Raw genomic sequence first — 17,637 nt, forward strand, 5'->3', positions numbered from 1 at the left:
CGGGCGGGCGCCCCAGCAGCGGAAGGTAAAGAGTCGGATCCCGCCGGGATCCCTTTCGGTAAGGAGGCTGGACGCGGATCATCGCCCTGACCGACCGTGGAGGACATGAGCGATCACTCCCTTGCGCCTGTCCCTGCCCATCAACCTCCCTATTACGCAGCCGTGTTCACCTCCCTGCGCACCGAGGAGGCCGAGCGGGACGGTGGGTACGGTGCCACCGCGAAACGCATGGGTGAGCTGGTCCAGGAGATCCCCGGCTTCCTCGGCGAGGACTCGGCGCAGACGCCGGGCGGGCTGTCGGTGACCGTGGCCTACTTCCGGGACCTGGCCGGCATCGAGCAGTGGCGCGATCACGCGGCACACCGGGAGGCCAAGGAGCGGGGCCGGGCACACTGGTACGAGCGGTACTCGCTGCACATCGCGAAGGTCGAGCACAGCAGCGGGTTCGAGCGGTCGAACGCCGCGGACTGAGGCCTCCCCAGGGGTTCCCTGAGAGGTCCCTGTGCGTTTCTCAGGAAAATCACAGCTTCCGGAAAGGGTGCTCTCAGAGGGCGCAGACAGTGTGTCCACCATGACCACGACCTCGCCCCAGGGGCGCACCGAACTGCTGAGGCCGGACGGGAGCCCCGTCCGAGTGCTTGTGGTGGACGACGAGCTGTCGATCACCGAACTGCTGTCCATGGCCCTTCGTTATGAGGGCTGGCAGATCCGGAGTGCGGGGGATGGCACCGGTGCCATCCAGACCGCCCGGGAGTTCCGGCCCGACGCCGTCGTTCTCGACATGATGCTGCCCGACATGGACGGGCTGACCGTTCTCGGCCGCCTGCGGCGTGAGCTGCCGGACGTTCCCGTCCTCTTCCTCACCGCGAAGGACGCCGTCGAGGACCGTATCGCCGGACTCACCGCCGGGGGCGACGACTACGTCACCAAGCCGTTCTCCCTCGAGGAGGTCGTGGCTCGACTGCGCGGACTCATACGGCGCTCCGGTGCCGCCGACCGGCGGTCCGATTCCGTGCTCGTCGTCGGTGACCTCACCCTCGACGAGGACAGCCACGAGGTCTCGCGGGCCGGGGAGGGCATCCACCTCACCGCGACCGAGTTCGAACTCCTCCGCTTCCTGATGCGTAATCCCCGGCGGGTGCTCAGCAAGGCGCAGATCCTCGACCGCGTGTGGTCCTACGACTTCGGGGGGCAGGCCAATGTCGTCGAGCTCTACATCTCGTACCTGCGCCGCAAGATCGACGCCGGTCGCGAGCCGATGATCCACACCCGGCGCGGCGCCGGTTACCTGATCAAGCCCGCGGCGTCATGAGCGGACGACGACGGGAGCGTCCGCAGAAGAAGCGACTGGGCAAGCCGCGTACCCTGCGGGCGCGGCTCGTCGTCGCGTCCGTTGTGCTGATCGCCGTGGTGTGTGCGGTGATCGGGACCGTGACGACGTTGGCGTTGCGGTCGCATCTGTACGACCAGTTGGACAAGCAGCTGGGTGATGTCTCGGCGCGCGTGTACATGGGCAGCAAGCCGCCCGGCGAGGGGGACAAGGGCGTCGCGGTCCCCCAGAGCTCCCAGACGAACAGTCTCAGCCTCGACGACTTCGTCAAGCGTGGTCCGCAGCCGGAAGGCACGATCATCGCCAAGGTCGTGAATGGCAGCATCACCGATGCCCGGGTCGGTGAGAAGGACGCGGACAACACCGACATCAGCGGGATGAAGGCCGAGAGCGTCAGCGAGGCCGCGCAGTCGGCGCTGAACGAGGTTTCCCAGGACGACGGCGAGCACACCGTCGACCTCCCCGGCCTCGGCGAGTACCGCGTCGTGTTCAAGAGCACCGGCGCCGGCAACAGCTACTACGTGGCCATTCCCACCACCGGTGTCAACAACACCCTCAACACCCTCATAGCCGTAGAAGCCAGCGTCACCGCCGCCGGTCTCATCGCCGCCGGTATCGCCGGTACCGTCATCGTCGGCGTGGCCACCCGCCCCCTGCGCCGCGTCGCCGCGACCGCGACCCGGGTCTCCGAACTCCCCCTCCACACCGGCGAGGTGAACCTCAGTGAGCGGGTGCCGGAGTCGGAGTGCGATCCGAGCACCGAGGTCGGCAAGGTGGGCGTCGCGCTCAACAGGATGCTGGACCACGTCCACGCCGCCCTGCACTCGCGCCAGCAGAGCGAGATGCGGGTACGGCAGTTCGTCGCGGACGCCAGTCATGAACTCAGAACCCCCCTCGCCTCCATCCGCGGCTACGCCGAACTGACCCGGCGCGGCAGAGAGCAGATCGGCCCCGACACCCGCCACGCGCTCGGACGTATCGAGTCCGAGGCGGGGCGTATGACGTTGCTCGTCGAAGACCTGTTGCTGCTCGCGCGGCTCGACGCCGGGCGCCCGCTCCAGTTCGAGCAGACCGACCTCATCCCCCTCGTCGTGGACACCATCAGCGACACCCGCGCCGCCGGCATGGAGCACAACTGGCGGCTGGACCTGCCCGACGAACCCGCACTCGTCTCCGGCGACGCCGCCCGCCTCCAGCAGGTGCTCATCAACCTGCTCGGAAACGCCCGCAAGCACACCGAGCCGGGGACCACCATCACCGCCCGTATCCAGCGGCGCGGGCCCTGGATGTGTGTGGACGTCGAGGACAACGGCCAGGGGATACCGCCGGATCTGCTGCCGCATGTCTTCGAGAGGTTCGCGCGCGGTGACTCGTCCCGGTCCCGGGCCTCCGGGTCGACGGGGCTCGGGCTCGCCATCGTGCAGGCCGTGGCGACCGCGCACGGCGGTGCCGTGACCGTGGACAGCGTGCCGGGGCGGACCGTGTTCACGGTTCATCTGCCCGCGCTCGCGCCCGCGACCCCCCGCCCGGCGCCCGAAACGAACTGGCAATCGCACTCACAGGCACAGCACAGTGCCAGCACATGGGTGCAACAGGGCACTTGACCACAGTCGGTGTCATGCGAACCGACTCTTCTCCCGGCACTCTGCCGGCGCGGGAGCACCTCCCGGCCGCAGATGCCGGTACGCCTGTCCTGGACGTAGTGATCCCCGTCTACAACGAGGAGAAGGACCTCCAGCCGTGTGTGCGGAGACTGCACGAGCACCTCACCCGCACCTTCCCGTACGCGTTCCGCATCACGATCGCGGACAACGCGTCGACGGACACCACCCCGCAGGTGTCCCAGCGGCTGGAGGCGGAGATCGCCGAGGTCCGGGCCTTCCGACTGGAGCAGAAGGGCCGCGGTCGCGCCCTGCGCACCGTGTGGTCCGCCTCGGACGCGCCGATCCTCGCCTACATGGACGTGGACCTGTCCACCGACCTCAACGCCCTGCTCCCGCTGGTGGCCCCGCTGATCTCGGGCCACTCCGACCTGGCGATCGGGTCCCGGCTCGCCCGCTCCTCACGCGTGGTGCGCGGCCCCAAGCGGGAGTTCATCAGCCGCTCGTACAACCTCATCCTGCGCGGCTCGCTCCAGGCCCGCTTCTCGGACGCGCAGTGCGGCTTCAAGGCCATCCGGCGTGATGTGGCGCAGGTGCTGCTGCCGATGGTCGAGGACACCGGCTGGTTCTTCGACACCGAGATGCTCGTCATCGCCGAGCGCGCGGGGCTCAGGATCCATGAGGTTCCCGTCGACTGGGTCGACGACCCGGACTCCACCGTCCACATCGTGAAGACCGCGACCGAGGACCTGAAGGGGGTGTGGCGGGTGGGCAAGGCGCTGGCCTCCGGCTCGCTGCCGCTGGACCGGATCGCGCGTCCCTTCGGTGACGACCCGCGCGACCGCGAGATCAAGGACGTACCGAAGGGGCTGGCCCGTCAGCTCGTCGGGTTCTGTGTCGTCGGCGGGCTGTCGACGCTCTTCTATCTGCTGCTCTACAGCGCCTTCCGGCAGTTCGGCGGCTCGCAGGTGGCCAACGCGCTCGCGCTGCTGGTCTCCGCCGTCGCCAACACCGCGGCCAACCGCCGGCTGACCTTCGGGGTGCGCGGCAGCGGCGGCGCCGTCCGGCACCAGGCGCAGGGCCTCGTCGTCTTCGGCATCGGCCTCGCCCTGACCAGCGGTTCGCTCGCCGCCCTCAACGCGGCCAGCAGCAGCCCCGCGCACTCCACCGAGCTGGCGGTCCTGATCGCCGCCAACCTCGCCGCGACCGTGCTGCGCTTCCTGCTCTTCCGGGCCTGGGTGTTCTCCGACCGCCGCGAGTCGACGGTCGTAGCGAGCCACACCCCCGCCCCCGCCGCACCACCTCTCCACCCGCCGCTGCCGGTGCGCGCGGGCGGCAACCACTTCACGTACGACGAGTACGACGACCAGTTCCGCGCCGGTGAAGCCGCGGACCGCACCTGGGGGGACGCCACCATGCAGTTGCAGCCGGTGCGTCCGACCGACACCGACCCGAGGGACGCCCGATGACCATCACCAGTACGGCCGTGCAGGAGCCCACGGCTCCCCCGGCCTCGCCCGCCCCCGGGGCCGGCGAGCCCAAGCAGCCGTTCGTCAGGAGACTCTGGCGCGGCCGTCCCGAGGACCCCCGCTGGGCCCGCCCCGCCTTCTGGGGCCTGCTCCTGGCCACGGCGGTGCTCTACTTCTACAACCTGAGCTCCTCCGGCTACGCCAACTCCTTCTACTCCGCGGCCGTCCAGGCGGGCAGCCAGTCCTGGAAGGCGTTCTTCTTCGGCTCGCTCGACGCGGCCAACGCGATCACCGTCGACAAGCCCCCGGCCTCCCTGTGGCCGATGGCCCTGTCGGTCAGGATCTTCGGCCTCAGCTCCTGGGCGATCCTGATGCCCGAGGTCCTCATGGGCATCGGCTCGGTCGCCGTCGTCTACGCCTCCGTGCGCCGCCGCTTCAGCCCCGCGGCCGGTCTGATCGCGGGCGCCGCGCTCGCGCTCACCCCCGTCGCGGCGCTGATGTTCCGGTTCAACAACCCGGACGCGATGCTGGCCCTGCTGATGGCCGTGGCCTGCTATTTCGTGGTCCGGGCCGTGGAGGACGGCCGCACCAGGTGGCTGGTGTGGGCGGGTGTGGCGATCGGCTTCGCGTTCCTCGCCAAGACGCTCCAGGCCTTCCTGATCCTGCCGCCGCTCGCGATCGTGTACGCGGTCTGCGCGCCGGTGTCGCTGAAGAAGCGGTTCGGCCAGCTGGCCGCCGCGACCGGCGCGCTGATCCTCTCCGGCGGCTGGTGGGTCGCGATCGTCGAACTGTGGCCGGCCTCCTCCCGCCCCTACATCGGCGGCTCCCAGAACAACTCCTTCCTTGAACTGACCTTCGGCTACAACGGACTCGGCCGCCTCAACGGCGAGGAGACCGGCAGCGTCGGCGGCGGTGGCGGCAACAGCGGTGGCCAGTGGGGCGAGACCGGCTGGGACCGGATGTTCAACTCCGAGATCGGCGGCCAGATCTCCTGGCTGCTCCCGGCGGCCCTCATCCTGCTGGCCGCGGGCCTGTGGGCGACGCGCAAGGCCCGCAGGACCTCCGTCACCCGCGCCTCGTTCCTGGTCTGGGGCGGCTCGCTGGTCATCACCATGGTCGTCTTCAGCTACATGGCGGGCATCTTCCACCAGTACTACACGGTGGCCCTCGCCCCCTACATGGCGGCCGTGATCGGCATGGGCGCCGGGCTCCTGTGGGAGAAGCGCGGCGAGATGTGGGCGTCGATCACGCTGGCGGCCTCGGTGGTGGCGGCCGCGGTCTGGAGCTACGTCCTCCTCAACCGCACCTCCGATTACCTGCCCTGGCTGAAGTGGCTGGTCCTCGTCGGCGGTCTGGTCGCCGCGCTCGGCCTGATCTTCGCCGGCCGGATCAGCCGCCAACTCGCCCTCGCGGCGGCGTCCCTGGGCCTGGTGGCCTCCCTCGCCGGTCCGACCGCGTACACCATCAGCACTCTCCAGGAGGGCCACACCGGCTCCATCGTGACGGCCGGTCCGGCCGGCGCGAGCATGATGGGCGGCGGCGGTGGCCGGGGCGGTGGCCCCGGTGGAGGCGGTGGCTTCCCGGGCGGTGGCCAGAACAGCCAGCAGGGTCAGCAGGGTCAGCAGAACGGCCAGCAGGGCAACGGCTTCCCGGGGGGCGGCATGCCCGGCCAGAACGGCAACAGCAACGGCAACTCCCAGAGCCAGCAGGGCAACGGCTTCCCCGGTGCCGGTCAGACAGGCGAGGGCGGCGGCATGGGCGGCGGCGGTGGCGTCGGCGGCCTGCTGAACGGCGCGACCGTCTCCGACGAGGCCAAGAAGCTCCTGGAGACCGACTCCGGTGACTACACCTGGGTCGCGGCGGCCATCGGCGCCCAGAACGCGGCGAGCTACCAGCTCTCCACCGGTGACCCGGTGATGGCGATCGGCGGCTTCAACGGCACCGACCCGTCCCCGACGCTGGCCCAGTTCAAGCAGTACGTCGAGGACGGAAAGATCCACTACTTCATCTCGTCCGGCTCCGGCGGCGGCATGGGCGGCAGCAGCAGCGGCACGTCCTCGCAGATCACCTCCTGGGTCGAGGCCAACTTCAAGAAGGTGACGGTGGGTTCGTCGACCTTCTACGACCTGACCCAGAAGGCGAGCAGCTGACGCAGGGAACGAGAGAGGGCGGCGACCACGGCGGTCGCCGCCCTCTTCGCCGTACGGCGGGAAATCGCGTTGTACGCTGTATAGGAGTCGTTCTACGGTGTACAGCATGTCCGCTCCCACATCAGTGACCGTCTCTCAGGGCCACCCCCAGCGCTGGCTCATCCTCGGTGTCATCTGTCTCGCCCAGCTGACCGTCGTCCTCGACAACACCGTGCTGAACGTCGCGATCCCCTCGCTCACCCGTGAGCTGGGCGCGGCCACCTCGGACATCCAGTGGATGATCAACGCGTACTCGCTCGTGCAGTCCGGGCTGCTGCTCACCGCGGGCAGCGCCGCCGACCGCTACGGCCGCAAGAAGATGCTGATCGCCGGTCTGAGCCTGTTCGGTGTCGGTTCGCTGATCGCCGGACTGGCGGACAGCACGGGTCAGTTGATCGCCGCGCGCGCCGGGATGGGTGTCGGCGGGGCGCTGTTGCTGACGACGACACTCGCGGTCGTGATGCAGATCTTCGCGCCCGAGGAGCACGCCAAGGCGATCGGTGTCTGGGCCGCCGTCAACGCGCTCGGCTTCGCCTGCGGCCCGCTGCTCGGCGGGTTCATGCTGGACCACTTCTGGTGGGGCGCGATCTTCCTGGTCAACCTGCCGGTCGCGGCGGTGGGGTTGGTGGCGGCCGTGACGCTGGTCCCGGAGTCCAAGAACCCGCGCGGCGACCGCCCTGACCTGCTGGGCGCGTTGCTGTCGACGATCGGTATGGCGTCCCTCGTCTTCGCCATCATCTCCGGCCCGGAGCACGGCTGGACCTCGGGTCGGGTGCTGCTGACGGCGGCCGTCGCGGTGGGCGTCCTCGCCGGGTTCGCGTACTGGGAGAGCCGGATCGAACACCCCATGCTCGACCTCCAGTTCTTCCGCGACCGCCGCTTCACGGGCGCCATCGCCGGCGCGGTGCTCATCACCTTCGGCATGGGCGGCTCGCTCTTCCTGCTCACCCAGCACATGCAGTTCGTCCTCGGCTACGGCCCCCTGGAGGCGGGCCTGCGCACCGCGCCGCTCGCCCTGTCGATCGTCGTCCTCAACTTCTCGGGGCTGGCGGCGAAGTGGGCGACGCGGCTGGGCAACCCGGCCGCCATCGGACTCGGGATGGCGCTGATGGCGGGCGGACTGGTGTCCATCGCCGCGGTGGCCTCCGGCGGTTATGCGGGGACGCTTGTGGGGCTGTTGCTCATCGGGGCGGGGGCGGCTGTCGCCAATCCGGCGATGGCGCACGCGATCATGAGCTCGATACCGCCGGAGAAGGCGGGGATCGGGGCCGGGATCAATGGGACCGTTGCCGAGTTCGGGCAGGGGTTGGGGGTTGCGGTGCTGGGGGCTGTGTTGAGTTCGCGGTTCGCCGCGCTGGTCTCTGTGGCGGCGTCGTCGTTGCCGGCGGCGTTGGCCGAGGCGGGGTCGGCTGCGGAGAGGGCGCGTATTACGGAGGCGTTCTCTTCCGGGCTGGAAAGCAGTTTGCTGGTGGGGGCGGTTGCGGTGTTGGCGGGTGGCGTGGTCGCGGCTGCCTTGTTGCGGCGGGCTGAGCGGGGTGCGGGCGCCTAGTAGCTCGGGGGGCGCGGTGAGTGCGCGAGTGCGGGTCTGTTGTGGCTGGTCGCGCAGTTCCCCGCGCCCCTGAAGGGGCGTTTAGGCTGATCGGGATCATTGAAGCCAGGAAGGTGCGCCATGGTGGAGGCTGGGGAGCGGGCTGCGCGTACCAGTGTGTGGCTGGAGGGCGGTAAGGCTCGGCGGGGCGGTCAGCCCTCCGGGCTCGATCGGGAGAGGATCACCTCCGCCACCGTGCGGCTTCTCGACCGTGAGGGGCTGGCCAAGTTCTCCATGCGGCGGCTCGCCGCCGAGCTGAACGTGACCGCGATGTCCGTCTACTGGTACGTCGACACCAAGGACGACCTCCTGGAACTCGCCCTCGACGCCATCTACGGCGAGCTCGACCTCCCCGACCCGGAGGCGGACGGCGAGGACTGGCGCGGTCAACTGCGCACGCTGGCCCGGGGTTACCGGTCCCTGCTGGTCCGGCATCCCTGGATCTCCCCGCTGGTCGGCACCTTCCTCAACATCGGGCCGAACAGTCTGGCCTTCTCCCGGGTCATCCACGGAGTGATCCGCCGCACCGGCCTGCCCGCGCACGGGGTGGCGGCGGCGATCTCCTCGGTCTTCCAGTTCGTGTACGGCTTCGGCACCATCGAGGGCCAGTTCAACGCCCGTTCCGCCCAGGTCGGCATGACCCCGGACGAGTACTTCCGGGACGCGATGAGCGCGGTGAGCCAGGCCCCGCAGACCGCCGACCTCGTCAAGGAGGCCGAGGACATCATGGCGGCGCGGGGCGGCGACACGGTCGAGGAGATGTGGGAGCGGGACTTCGCCTTCGCGCTGGACCTCCTGGTCAAGGGCATCGAGGCGATGGCCGAGCAGAGCCCCCCGGCTTCCTAGGCCTCCGGCGAGGCCAGCCGCGCCGGGAAGCCGCCCGTCGCCACCGGCCCCCACCTCTCCGGCGTGACCCGGATGATCGACTTGCCCTGCTTCACCATCGCCGCCCGGTACTCGTCCCAGTCGGGGTGCTCCCCGGAGATGTTGCGGAAGTACTCCACGAGCGGTTCGACGGAGTCGGGCGAGTCGATGACCTCGGCGGTCCCGTCGATCTGCACCCACGGTCCGTTCCAGTCGTCGCTCAGCACGACGACGCTCACCCGCTCGTCACGCTTGGCGTTCCGTGTCTTCGCCCGGTCCGGGTAGGTGGACACCACGATCCGCCCGGAGTCGTCGACCCCGCAGGTCAGCGGTGAGGCCTGCGGGCTGCCGTCGGCCCGGCGGGTCAGCAGCAGGGCGCGGTGCCGGGGCCGTACGAAGTCCAGCAACTCGTCGAGGGAGACACGGGTGTTGGTAGCGATGTTCGGAGCCATGGCCCCACCCTAGGCCTGCGGAGGCAGAGACTCCCCTTGCACCGCCTGAATGTCGAGCTCCACCCGCAGTGTCGTACCGATCGCCGCGATACCCGCCTGCACGACCTGGTTGTAGTTCATGGCGAAGTCGTCCCGCCGCAGCTCGGTCGTGGCCCGGAACGCCGCCCGGGTACCGCCCCAGGGGTCGGCGCCGGTGCCGAGGTAGGCGAGGTCCAGGTCGACGGGGCGTACGACACCGTGCATGCCCAGTTCGCCGTGGACCGTCCAGCGGTCGGCGCCCGCGAGCGAGATGCCCGTCGACCGGTAGGTGATCTCGGGGTGCACCTCGACGTCCAGGAAGTCGGCGGACCGCAGGTGGCCGTCCCGCATCGCGTTGCCGGTGTCGATGGACGCGGCCCGGATCACGGCCTCCACACGGGACTTGGTGACGTCGTCCGGCGCGATCTCGATCGTGGCGGTGAAGTCGGTGAAGCGGCCGTGGACGCTGGAGATGCCCAGGTGCTGGGCGACCGCGCCGACGCTGGAGTGGGCCGGGTCGACGGTCCAGGGTCCCGGCGGCGGGAGTTCGGTGCCGCCCTGCCGGGCCAGGGTGACCGTGCCGACCTCGGCCCGGCCGCTCGCGGTGACGATCGCGCTCGACGCGGCGGGCGCGTAGCCGACGGCGGTGACGATGACGGTGTACGCGCCGGGCGCCAGCGGCTCGGGATCGCGGATCGCGCCCTCGTCGTCGGCCTCGGCCCGCAGCACCTGGGTGCCGGTCATGTCCGTCACCGTGACGACCGCGTGCGACACGGCCCATCCGTCCCGGGTGCGGATCCTCGCGGTCAGTCCCATCTCAGTTCTCTCCTCACACAGGTCCGGCCCGTGGAACGCGCCTCCGCTCGAAACGCGCTCCACGGGCCGGGGTATTCAGTGACTCACTCGCCGGGGTGCGCGAGCTCTATGTCGTGGCCGTCGGTCCCCCGGCCGGCCACCGTCAGGGCCGTCGCGACCGGCGGGTAGCCCGTCGCGATGACCGTGTACTCGCCGCCGTCCAGGTCGGTGAAGGCGTACGCCCCGTCCGACCCGGTGGTGGCGGTGCCGACCACGTTGCCCGCCGCGTCCACGAGGGTCACTCGTGCGTCGGCCAGCGGACCGTGCGGCGCTCGTACGACGCCCTGGACCTGGGCGCCCGACTCCAGCTCGACCTCGACCCGGGTCACACCCGTGCCGCCGACCTCGACGGGCAGCGCCCGCGGCCGGTACCCGGCGGCGTTCACCGCGACGGTCACGGCACCCGGCACCAGCTCGGCGAAGCCGAACTCGCCCTGCTCACCGGTGGTCCCGGTGGCCAGCAGATCGCCGCGGACGTCGGTCACGATGACCATGGCGTCCTTCACCGGCAGCGCGCTGTCCGCGGCCCGGACGACACCGTTCAGCCCGCTCGTACCGCTGAGCAGGATGTCGTACGCCACCGGCTCGCCGCCCACCACGACGGTGGACGCCTGCGGCTGGAAGCCGTCCGCGGAGGCGATCAGGACGTACGAGCCGACGCTCGGCGCCTCCACGCCGTACGAACCGTCGGCCTGGGTCACCGACCGGCCCAGCTGCCGTCCCGCGAGGGAGATCAGCGTGACCGCGGCCTGCGGGACGGGCGCGCTCTCGGCGCCGCGGACATGGCCGCGGACCGGGATGCCGCCGCCGGTGGGGGCGGTGGGGGCGGTGGGGGCTTCGAGGGTGGCGACCGCGGCGAGCTTCTGCGTGCCGTCGGCTGCGGCGGGCTGCGTCTCGGAGGTGGCGGCGGCCCAGCTCGGGACGCGCTCCTCGGAGACCGCCTCGGTCGCCTTCTCCTCGGCGGTCACAGCCGGGGCCCCTTCCGTGACCGGAGTGGCCTCCTGCGCCAGGGCGCCCTTGGTGCGCAGCGGGACCTCCTTGATGAACAGGGTGATGAGGAAGGCGATCGCCGCGAGGGCGGCCGCGATCAGGAACACGTCCGCGATGCCGTGGCCGTACGCGCTCTCCATGACCGTGCGCAGCGGCGCGGGCAGCGCGTCCATGTCCGGGATCGAGCTGGAGGAGCTGGAGCCGGAGGCCGCGGCGGCGTACTTGGGGCCGAGGGCGGTGATGCCGTCCGTGGCGTAGTCGGTGATCTTGTTGGCCATCACGGCGCCGAGCACCGAGACGCCCATCGCACCGCCGAGGGACCGGAAGAAGGTGACCGTGGAGGACGCGGAACCGAGGTCCTTGGGCTCGACCTGGTTCTGGGTGCACAGCACCAGGTTCTGCATCATCATGCCGATGCCGAGACCCAGCAGGGCCATGAAGATCGCGGTCTTCCAGTAGTCCGTGTCGTAGCGGATGGTGCCGAGCAGACCGAGGCCCGCCGTGATGAGGACACCACCGCTGACCAGCCAGGCCTTCCAGCGGCCCGTACGGGTGATGAACTGCCCGGAGACGGTGGAGGAGACGAACAGACCGCCGATCATCGGGATGGTCAGCACGCCGGACATGGTCGGGGACTCGTCGCGGGCCAGCTGGAAGTACTGGGCGAAGAAGACCGTGCCGGAGAACATCGCCGTACCGACGAACATCGAGGCGATGGACGAGAGGGTGATGGTCCGGTTCCTGAACAGCCGCAGCGGGATGAGGGGCTCGGCGGCCTTCGACTCGACGAGCACGAAGATCAGGGCGAGCGCGATCGAACCGCCGACCATGGCGTACGTCTGCCAGGACAGCCACTCGTACTTGTCACCGGCGAAGGTGACCCAGATCAGCAGCAGCGAGACCGCGGCGGCGACGAAGAACGCGCCGGCCCAGTCGACCTTCACGTTCCGCTTCACGATCGGCAGGTGCAGGGTCTTCTGGAGCACGATCAGCGCGATCACGGCGAAGGGCACACCGACGTAGAAGCACCAGCGCCAGCCCAGCCACGAGGTGTCGGTGATGACACCGCCGAGCAGCGGGCCGCCGACGGTGGCGACGGCGAAGGTCGCGCCGAGGTAGCCGGAGTAACGGCCGCGCTCACGCGGGGAGATCATCGCCGCCATCACGATCTGCGCCAGGGCGGAGAGACCGCCGACGCCGATGCCCTGGACCACCCGGAAGGTGATGAGCATGCCGGCGTTCTGGGAGAGGCCGGCGGCGGCCGATCCCAGTACATAGATGACCAGCGCTATCTGGACGAGCGCCTTCTTGCTGTAGAGGTCGGCGAGCTTGCCCCACAGCGGGGTGGAGGCCGTCATAGACAGCAGGGCGGCGGTGACGACCCAGGTGTAGGCGGACTGGCCGCCGCCGAGGTCGCCGATGATCTCCGGGAGGGCGTTGGAGACGATCGTGGACGACAGGATCGCCACGAACATCCCGAGCAGCAGCCCGGAGAGCGCCTCCATGATCTGCCGGTGGGTCATCGGGGTGTCCGCCGAGTGCCCGGCGCCTCCCCCGTGCTTGGCGTGAGCCCGCACACCGGCTGGTGTGGTCGTTGCCATGGGCTTCCTTGTCTCAAGTGTTTGCGGGTGTACGGGTGGGATCGTCAGAGGTGGTGTGGGCGGTGCGGCAGTCGTCGAAGCTGGCCCGGAGCCGGGCCATGAGGCCGCTCAGCTGGGCCACCTCGGCGTCGCTCCAGTCACTGAGCCGCTCGGCGAGCATCCGGCAGGTCCGCTCCGACAGCTCGTCGAGCTGGGCCAGCCCCGTCGGGGTGAGGTGCAGGATGCGGCCGCGCTTGTCCGCCGGGTCGAGGGAGCGCCGGATCCAGCCGCGCTCGGCGAGATGCGCCGCGTGCCGGCTGGTCACCGACATGTCCACGGCGAGCAGCTCGGAGAGCTTGCTCATGCGCATGTCCCCATGGCGGGCGAGCAGCGTCAGCACGGCGGCGGAACCGCTCGGGCAGTCGGACGGCAGGATCCGCCCCATCTCCCGTTTCACGGCGCCGAAGGCACTGAACTGACGCATCAGCTCCTCGTACTGCGCCTGTCCGGCCATTCCACCTCCCGTATTCGTTGCTTGGGGCAACCATAGGAGCGGTTGGTTGCTACAGGCAAATAAAACGGGGTGGGTGCGACATAAAAACTTGGCAAAGGCAAGTATTGCGAGCGTAAATGCCCAGGTGGAACGGCGGTGGAGTCGGTCGCCGCCTGCCCTCACCTTGGCCGGTCACAGCGGAGCCGCACCCGCACTTGGGCCGCACCGCCTCATTCGCTAGTCTCTCGCCCCATGGCTAACCCCCAGGACCCCCAGGGCAACTACGACCCCGCCGGCAGCACCCAGATGTTCCGCGCGTTCGTCGACGAGGGCCCGCAGGGCCGCCAGCAGGCGGCCGCCGCCGCCCCCGCCTCCTCCGGCCCCCGCATCGGCCTGATCATCGGTGTCGTCGTCGCCGTGGCGATCGTCGCGGCGGTGGCCTGGCTGGCGCTCAAGTAACGGGCACCGTCCGAAGGGCTACTTCCAGCGGACGTCGACGTCCCGCGTCTCGATGTGCATGCCGAGCGGCACCCGCCAGTCGTCGACGCACACCGTCCACGTCCGCTCCTTCCGCGCGCCGCCCTCGATCGGCGCCGGAAGCCCCACCTCCGACTCGACGGTCCCCCAGTCGACCCCGAGCGCCCCGATGATGTGCGTACCGAAACCGACGGTCCCCGAACGGACCGCCGAGCCGCCGGAGTTGCGGAAGACGAGCGTCACGTCCTCGCACCACCGCTGATCGGTGGCGGTCCGTACGGGGTCACCCCAGGTGAGGGAGGCCGGGGCGGTCGCGCGAGGGGTTGTCGGCGCCGTACGGGGGGCAGTCGGCGTCGCGGACGGCGAACTGGACGCCGTACGACCGGACTCGGTGCCGCCCGACTGTCCGGCGCTCGGCGTTCGAGGCCTGGCTTCCTTTGAATCTCCGCCTGGTGTCGGGGAGTTGCCCGAAGGCGTCTCTTCGAGCGGCACCACCCGCACGTCCCCTGTCGGCTTCACGGCCGTGGGCGTACCGCCCGCCGGGCCGACGGCCACGTAACCCTCGCCTGTGCTCCCGCAGGCGGCCAGCGCCGCGCTCAGACAGACGACGGCCGCCGATGCGCCGATCGCGGCGCCTCGACGGCCATACGTCCATGTCGTACGCGGCATCGGGCCATAGTGGCTGACGCCTCGTCAATTATGAAGAGGTCAGTCGGAGATGAGACCTTCCCGCAGCTGGGCCAGGGTCCGGGTCAGCAGCCGGGAGACGTGCATCTGGGAGATGCCGACCTCCTCGCCGATCTGCGACTGGGTCATGTTGGCGAAGAAGCGCAGCATGATGATCTGGCGCTCGCGGGGCGGGAGTTTGGCAAGCAGGGGCTTGAGGGACTCGCGGTACTCGACGCCCTCCAGGGCGGTGTCCTCGTAGCCGAGGCGGTCCGCGAGGGAGCCCTCGCCGCCGTCGTCCTCCGGGGCCGGGGAGTCCAGCGAGGAGGCCGTGTAGGCGTTGCCGACCGCGAGGCCGTCGACGACGTCTTCCTCGGACACGCCCAGTACGGCGGCGAGTTCGGCGACCGTCGGGGAGCGGTCGAGCTTCTGGGAGAGCTCGTCGCTGGCCTTGGTGAGGGCGAGCCGCAGTTCCTGGAGGCGGCGCGGGACCCGCACCGACCACGAGGTGTCGCGGAAGAACCGCTTGATCTCGCCCACGACCGTCGGCATCGCGAACGTCGGGAACTCCACGCCCCGTTCGCAGTCGAAGCGGTCGATCGCCTTGATCAGGCCGATGGTGCCGACCTGGACGATGTCCTCCATCGGCTCGTTGCGGGAGCGGAAGCGGGCCGCCGCGTACCGCACGAGCGGGAGGTTGAGCTCGATGAGGGTGTCCCGGACGTAGACACGCTCGGGGCTGTTCTCGTCGAGTGCGGCGAGCCGCAGGAAGAGGGAGCGGGACAGGGTGCGGGTGTCGATGGCTCCGGAGACAGCCGGGGGAGCCGGGAGGGCCGGGGCCGGCGCGGCCTCGACAGCGGTTACGTCGTCGAGCGCGGGCGCAGCCTCGCTCTTCGTGAGCGTGAGCACCTTGGAGCTGCCCTGTTCTGCGGACATGCCACCCCCTCTGGGTCGCGGGACGGTCGCGGCGGGCGTTCCGTCGAGGAACGTCAGCCTTCACCTGAATACCGGCGCCGAAGCCCCGGCAAACGCGCTTCCGGCAGAATGTCACATGTCGGCAACACGCTGTAGTGACATGTCGACACCTGAGACGCGAATCCGCCCTGGATAAAGGGGGTCTGACGGTATTTCGGCGCAGAAACGTCGGGATCCGCGCTGGTGAGCGATTCGCTCGCGAAGGTGATCTATCGCTTCTGTATTCGGTTGGGCCTCGTTCGATTCTGGACGAGACCTCTATCGCTAGGCCTCGATGCGGTTCGCGGACCGCAAACGCTGGAAGCTACGCGCGAGTAGCCGCGAAACGTGCATCTGGGAGACGCCGAGTTCCGCGCTGATCTGAGACTGGGTGAGATTGCTGTAGTACCGCAGCAGCAGGATTCGCTGTTCCCGCTCGGGCAGTTGCACCAGCAGATGCCGGACGAGGTCGCGGTGCTCCACGCCGTCCAGGGCGGGGTCCTCGTAGCCGAGCCGGTCGAGAAGGCCCGGCAGTCCGTCGCCCTCCTGGGCGGCCTCCAGCGAGGTCGCGTGGTACGAGCGTCCGGCCTCGATGCAGGACAGCACCTCGTCCTCGCCGATGCGCAGCCGCTCGGCGATCTCGGCGGTGGTGGGGGTGCGGCCGAAGGCCGTCGTCAGGTCCTCCGTCGCACTGTTGACCTGCACCCACAGCTCGTGGAGCCGGCGCGGTACGTGCACGGTCCGTACGTTGTCCCGGAAGTACCGCTTGATCTCGCCGACGACCGTCGGCATCGCGAAGGTGGGGAACTGCACGCCGCGGTCCGGGTCGAAGCGGTCGATGGCGTTGATGAGCCCGATCGTGCCGACCTGGACGACGTCCTCCATCGGCTCGTTGCGGGAGCGGAAGCGGGCCGCCGCGTACCGCACGAGCGGGAGGTTGGCCTCGATGAGCGCCCCGCGCACCCGGTTGTGCTCGGGCGTGCCCGGCTGGAGCTCCTTGAGCTGCCCGAAGAGCACCTGGGTGAGCGCCCGGGTGTCGGCGCCGCGGCTGCGCTGGGGGGCGGGGGGCGCCGGGGTCTGGACGGGCGCGGGGGTCTGGACCGGAGCCTCTTCCTGGGGTGGCGCAGTACTGGCCGACACGGTCAACGCCACCTCTTCATGGGTCTACATCGGTCTACATCGGTCAACTCATCCGTCAAAAGCGGTCATAGCATCACAAGACATGTGCACTGTGTGCAAGCACCCCATAACACCGTGTTGAGGGAAGAGTTGAGGCACAAGACGCACAAAAGCCCCCCGCCGTTCCGGCGAGGGGCCATACGGAGACGAGGTTCTGCTCAGTACGCGTAATCCGCGATCACCCAGGTGGCGAACTCCTTCCAGAGCCCCACCCCCGCCTGGTGCTCCGGGTGCTCCACATACCGGCGCAGCGCTTCGGCGTCCTCGAAGCCCGAGTTGATGGCGAAGTCGTAGGCGATGGGCCGGTCGCTGAGGTTCCAGCCCAGCTCCCAGAACCGGATCTCGTCGATCTTCCCCTCAAGCGCCCGGAAGGCCTCGACGCCCTCCTTGACCCGCGGGTCGTCGCGCTCCACACCGTCGTTGAGCTTGAACAGGACGAGATGGCGGATCATGAGCACTCCTGAATACGGCTTACTGCGCCCCGTCGGCGAGCCAGGTGAAGAAGTCGCCGATGGCCTGGGCGGCGTCCGATATGCCCTCGAACCCTATCTGGACGTAGTCGGCCGCCTTGGCCGGGTCCGTGATGATCACGTACAGCACGAAGACCACGAGCACGTAGACGGCAGCCTTCTTCGAATTCACCGCCATCGCGGCCTCCCCCGTGACTGTGGTGCCTGTGGGACTGGTGTGCCGGCGGCGAGTGTAACTTCACGTCGTATTTAAGGACCAACGGCCTGCCGTCCCAGGTCCTTTGCCGGGCCCCGGGAGGGAGGCCCCGGCGCAGGGCGGAAGAGAGTGTGGGTCGGGAGAACAGTCGGTGGGTGTGGGCGGGGCCCGGCGCACCCCCCCACGGCAGGCACAACAAACGGGAGGGCTGGTTGCGCCCCCGGGGGAAGCCAGCCGGCCACCCAACAACATCGGGGGAAACCCCC

17 protein-coding genes are annotated in these 17,637 nt (G+C 69.8%); 8 read left to right on the top strand and 9 right to left on the bottom strand.

Going from position 1 to position 17,637, the window contains the following annotated elements:
• Nucleotides 1–162 precede the first annotated feature (162 nt).
• The 7 genes from ACIHIX_RS12295 to ACIHIX_RS12325 all read left to right on the top strand — a co-directional run bounded on the left by ACIHIX_RS12295 (nucleotide 163) and on the right by ACIHIX_RS12325 (nucleotide 9,023).
• On the top strand, nucleotides 163–471 hold the full coding sequence (locus tag ACIHIX_RS12295) for an antibiotic biosynthesis monooxygenase family protein (protein WP_399953588.1): 309 nt from the start codon (nucleotides 163–165) through the stop codon (nucleotides 469–471).
• 100 nt (nucleotides 472–571) lie between these two features.
• Nucleotides 572–1,312 (top strand): response regulator transcription factor, encoded by a 741-nt coding sequence (locus ACIHIX_RS12300; RefSeq protein ID WP_026179246.1) that lies wholly within the window; start codon nucleotides 572–574, stop codon nucleotides 1,310–1,312.
• Entirely contained in the window at nucleotides 1,309–2,934 is a 1,626-nt protein-coding gene (locus ACIHIX_RS12305; RefSeq protein ID WP_399953591.1) for an ATP-binding protein, read from the top strand. Before ACIHIX_RS12300 ends, ACIHIX_RS12305 begins: the two co-directional genes overlap by 4 nt.
• A gap of 14 nt (nucleotides 2,935–2,948) precedes the next feature.
• Nucleotides 2,949–4,400, top strand: a complete 1,452-nt coding sequence (locus tag ACIHIX_RS12310; RefSeq protein WP_399953594.1) for a glycosyltransferase — start codon at nucleotides 2,949–2,951, stop codon at nucleotides 4,398–4,400.
• Nucleotides 4,397–6,550 (top strand): ArnT family glycosyltransferase, encoded by a 2,154-nt coding sequence (locus ACIHIX_RS12315; RefSeq protein ID WP_399953595.1) that lies wholly within the window; start codon nucleotides 4,397–4,399, stop codon nucleotides 6,548–6,550. Before ACIHIX_RS12310 ends, ACIHIX_RS12315 begins: the two co-directional genes overlap by 4 nt.
• 106 nt (nucleotides 6,551–6,656) lie before the next feature.
• A complete protein-coding gene (locus tag ACIHIX_RS12320) occupies nucleotides 6,657–8,138 on the top strand; it encodes an MFS transporter (RefSeq protein ID WP_399953598.1) in 1,482 nt (493 codons plus the stop codon).
• A gap of 120 nt (nucleotides 8,139–8,258) precedes the next feature.
• A complete protein-coding gene (locus ACIHIX_RS12325) occupies nucleotides 8,259–9,023 on the top strand; it encodes a TetR/AcrR family transcriptional regulator (protein ID WP_399953601.1) in 765 nt (254 codons plus the stop codon).
• Here ACIHIX_RS12325 and ACIHIX_RS12330 read toward each other — a convergent pair.
• The 4 genes from ACIHIX_RS12330 to ACIHIX_RS12345 form a co-directional block, all read right to left on the bottom strand.
• On the bottom strand, nucleotides 9,020–9,493 hold the full coding sequence (locus ACIHIX_RS12330; RefSeq protein WP_399953604.1) for a PPOX class F420-dependent oxidoreductase: 474 nt from the start codon (nucleotides 9,491–9,493) through the stop codon (nucleotides 9,020–9,022). The two genes, ACIHIX_RS12325 and ACIHIX_RS12330, sit on opposite strands and share 4 nt — an antisense overlap.
• Before the next feature lie 9 nt (nucleotides 9,494–9,502).
• The gene (locus tag ACIHIX_RS12335) at nucleotides 9,503–10,327 is read right to left on the bottom strand and encodes a YceI family protein (protein ID WP_399953607.1); all 825 of its coding nucleotides are present in this window, start codon (nucleotides 10,325–10,327) and stop codon (nucleotides 9,503–9,505) included.
• Nucleotides 10,328–10,410: 83 nt separating this feature from the next.
• Entirely contained in the window at nucleotides 10,411–12,957 is a 2,547-nt protein-coding gene (locus ACIHIX_RS12340) for an MFS transporter (protein WP_399953610.1), read from the bottom strand.
• A 13-nt stretch (nucleotides 12,958–12,970) separates the two neighbouring features.
• Nucleotides 12,971–13,450, bottom strand: coding sequence for a MarR family winged helix-turn-helix transcriptional regulator (locus ACIHIX_RS12345; RefSeq protein WP_399953612.1), 480 nt, complete (start codon nucleotides 13,448–13,450; stop codon nucleotides 12,971–12,973).
• Between the two features lie 231 nt (nucleotides 13,451–13,681).
• Between ACIHIX_RS12345 and ACIHIX_RS12350 the strand changes: the two genes are divergently transcribed.
• The gene (locus ACIHIX_RS12350) at nucleotides 13,682–13,888 is read left to right on the top strand and encodes a hypothetical protein (protein ID WP_399953615.1); all 207 of its coding nucleotides are present in this window, start codon (nucleotides 13,682–13,684) and stop codon (nucleotides 13,886–13,888) included.
• 18 nt (nucleotides 13,889–13,906) lie between these two features.
• On the opposite strand, the gene ACIHIX_RS12355 is transcribed toward ACIHIX_RS12350, so the two are convergent.
• The 5 genes from ACIHIX_RS12355 to ACIHIX_RS12375 all read right to left on the bottom strand — a co-directional run bounded on the left by ACIHIX_RS12355 (nucleotide 13,907) and on the right by ACIHIX_RS12375 (nucleotide 17,353).
• Nucleotides 13,907–14,575: a hypothetical protein gene (locus ACIHIX_RS12355; protein WP_399953617.1), complete on the bottom strand. Its 669-nt coding sequence runs from the start codon at nucleotides 14,573–14,575 to the stop codon at nucleotides 13,907–13,909.
• A gap of 39 nt (nucleotides 14,576–14,614) precedes the next feature.
• On the bottom strand, nucleotides 14,615–15,508 hold the full coding sequence (locus ACIHIX_RS12360; RefSeq protein WP_329337269.1) for an RNA polymerase sigma factor SigF: 894 nt from the start codon (nucleotides 15,506–15,508) through the stop codon (nucleotides 14,615–14,617).
• A gap of 303 nt (nucleotides 15,509–15,811) precedes the next feature.
• Nucleotides 15,812–16,678 (bottom strand): RNA polymerase sigma factor SigF, encoded by an 867-nt coding sequence (locus ACIHIX_RS12365; RefSeq protein WP_399953620.1) that lies wholly within the window; start codon nucleotides 16,676–16,678, stop codon nucleotides 15,812–15,814.
• Nucleotides 16,679–16,863: 185 nt separating this feature from the next.
• Complete coding sequence (locus tag ACIHIX_RS12370) at nucleotides 16,864–17,157, bottom strand: Dabb family protein (RefSeq protein WP_399953623.1); 294 nt, start codon at nucleotides 17,155–17,157, stop codon at nucleotides 16,864–16,866.
• 19 nt (nucleotides 17,158–17,176) lie between these two features.
• The gene (locus ACIHIX_RS12375) at nucleotides 17,177–17,353 is read right to left on the bottom strand and encodes a hypothetical protein (protein ID WP_399953626.1); all 177 of its coding nucleotides are present in this window, start codon (nucleotides 17,351–17,353) and stop codon (nucleotides 17,177–17,179) included.
• Nucleotides 17,354–17,637: the final 284 nt, after the last annotated feature.

It is taken from the genome of Streptomyces sp. NPDC051913 (assembly GCF_044593635.1).
In the GTDB taxonomy this organism is placed as follows: Bacteria; Actinomycetota; Actinomycetes; order Streptomycetales; family Streptomycetaceae; genus Streptomyces.

Excerpts from the sequence above, each read along its gene's own strand:
- ACIHIX_RS12345 (WP_399953612.1), bottom strand. The coding sequence starts at position 13,450 with ATGGCCGGACAGGCGCAGTACGAGGAGCTGATGCGTCAGTTCAGTGCC.
- ACIHIX_RS12355 (WP_399953617.1), bottom strand. The coding sequence starts at position 14,575 with ATGCCGCGTACGACATGGACGTATGGCCGTCGAGGCGCCGCGATCGGC.
- ACIHIX_RS12310 (WP_399953594.1), top strand. The coding sequence starts at position 2,949 with ATGCGAACCGACTCTTCTCCCGGCACTCTGCCGGCGCGGGAGCACCTC.
- ACIHIX_RS12300 (WP_026179246.1), top strand. The coding sequence starts at position 572 with ATGACCACGACCTCGCCCCAGGGGCGCACCGAACTGCTGAGGCCGGAC.
- ACIHIX_RS12320 (WP_399953598.1), top strand. The coding sequence starts at position 6,657 with ATGTCCGCTCCCACATCAGTGACCGTCTCTCAGGGCCACCCCCAGCGC.
- ACIHIX_RS12305 (WP_399953591.1), top strand. The coding sequence starts at position 1,309 with ATGAGCGGACGACGACGGGAGCGTCCGCAGAAGAAGCGACTGGGCAAG.
- ACIHIX_RS12370 (WP_399953623.1), bottom strand. The coding sequence starts at position 17,157 with ATGATCCGCCATCTCGTCCTGTTCAAGCTCAACGACGGTGTGGAGCGC.
- ACIHIX_RS12350 (WP_399953615.1), top strand. The coding sequence starts at position 13,682 with ATGGCTAACCCCCAGGACCCCCAGGGCAACTACGACCCCGCCGGCAGC.
- ACIHIX_RS12360 (WP_329337269.1), bottom strand. The coding sequence starts at position 15,508 with ATGTCCGCAGAACAGGGCAGCTCCAAGGTGCTCACGCTCACGAAGAGC.
- ACIHIX_RS12325 (WP_399953601.1), top strand. The coding sequence starts at position 8,259 with ATGGTGGAGGCTGGGGAGCGGGCTGCGCGTACCAGTGTGTGGCTGGAG.
- ACIHIX_RS12315 (WP_399953595.1), top strand. The coding sequence starts at position 4,397 with ATGACCATCACCAGTACGGCCGTGCAGGAGCCCACGGCTCCCCCGGCC.
- ACIHIX_RS12375 (WP_399953626.1), bottom strand. The coding sequence starts at position 17,353 with ATGGCGGTGAATTCGAAGAAGGCTGCCGTCTACGTGCTCGTGGTCTTC.
- ACIHIX_RS12340 (WP_399953610.1), bottom strand. The coding sequence starts at position 12,957 with ATGGCAACGACCACACCAGCCGGTGTGCGGGCTCACGCCAAGCACGGG.
- ACIHIX_RS12330 (WP_399953604.1), bottom strand. The coding sequence starts at position 9,493 with ATGGCTCCGAACATCGCTACCAACACCCGTGTCTCCCTCGACGAGTTG.
- ACIHIX_RS12335 (WP_399953607.1), bottom strand. The coding sequence starts at position 10,327 with ATGGGACTGACCGCGAGGATCCGCACCCGGGACGGATGGGCCGTGTCG.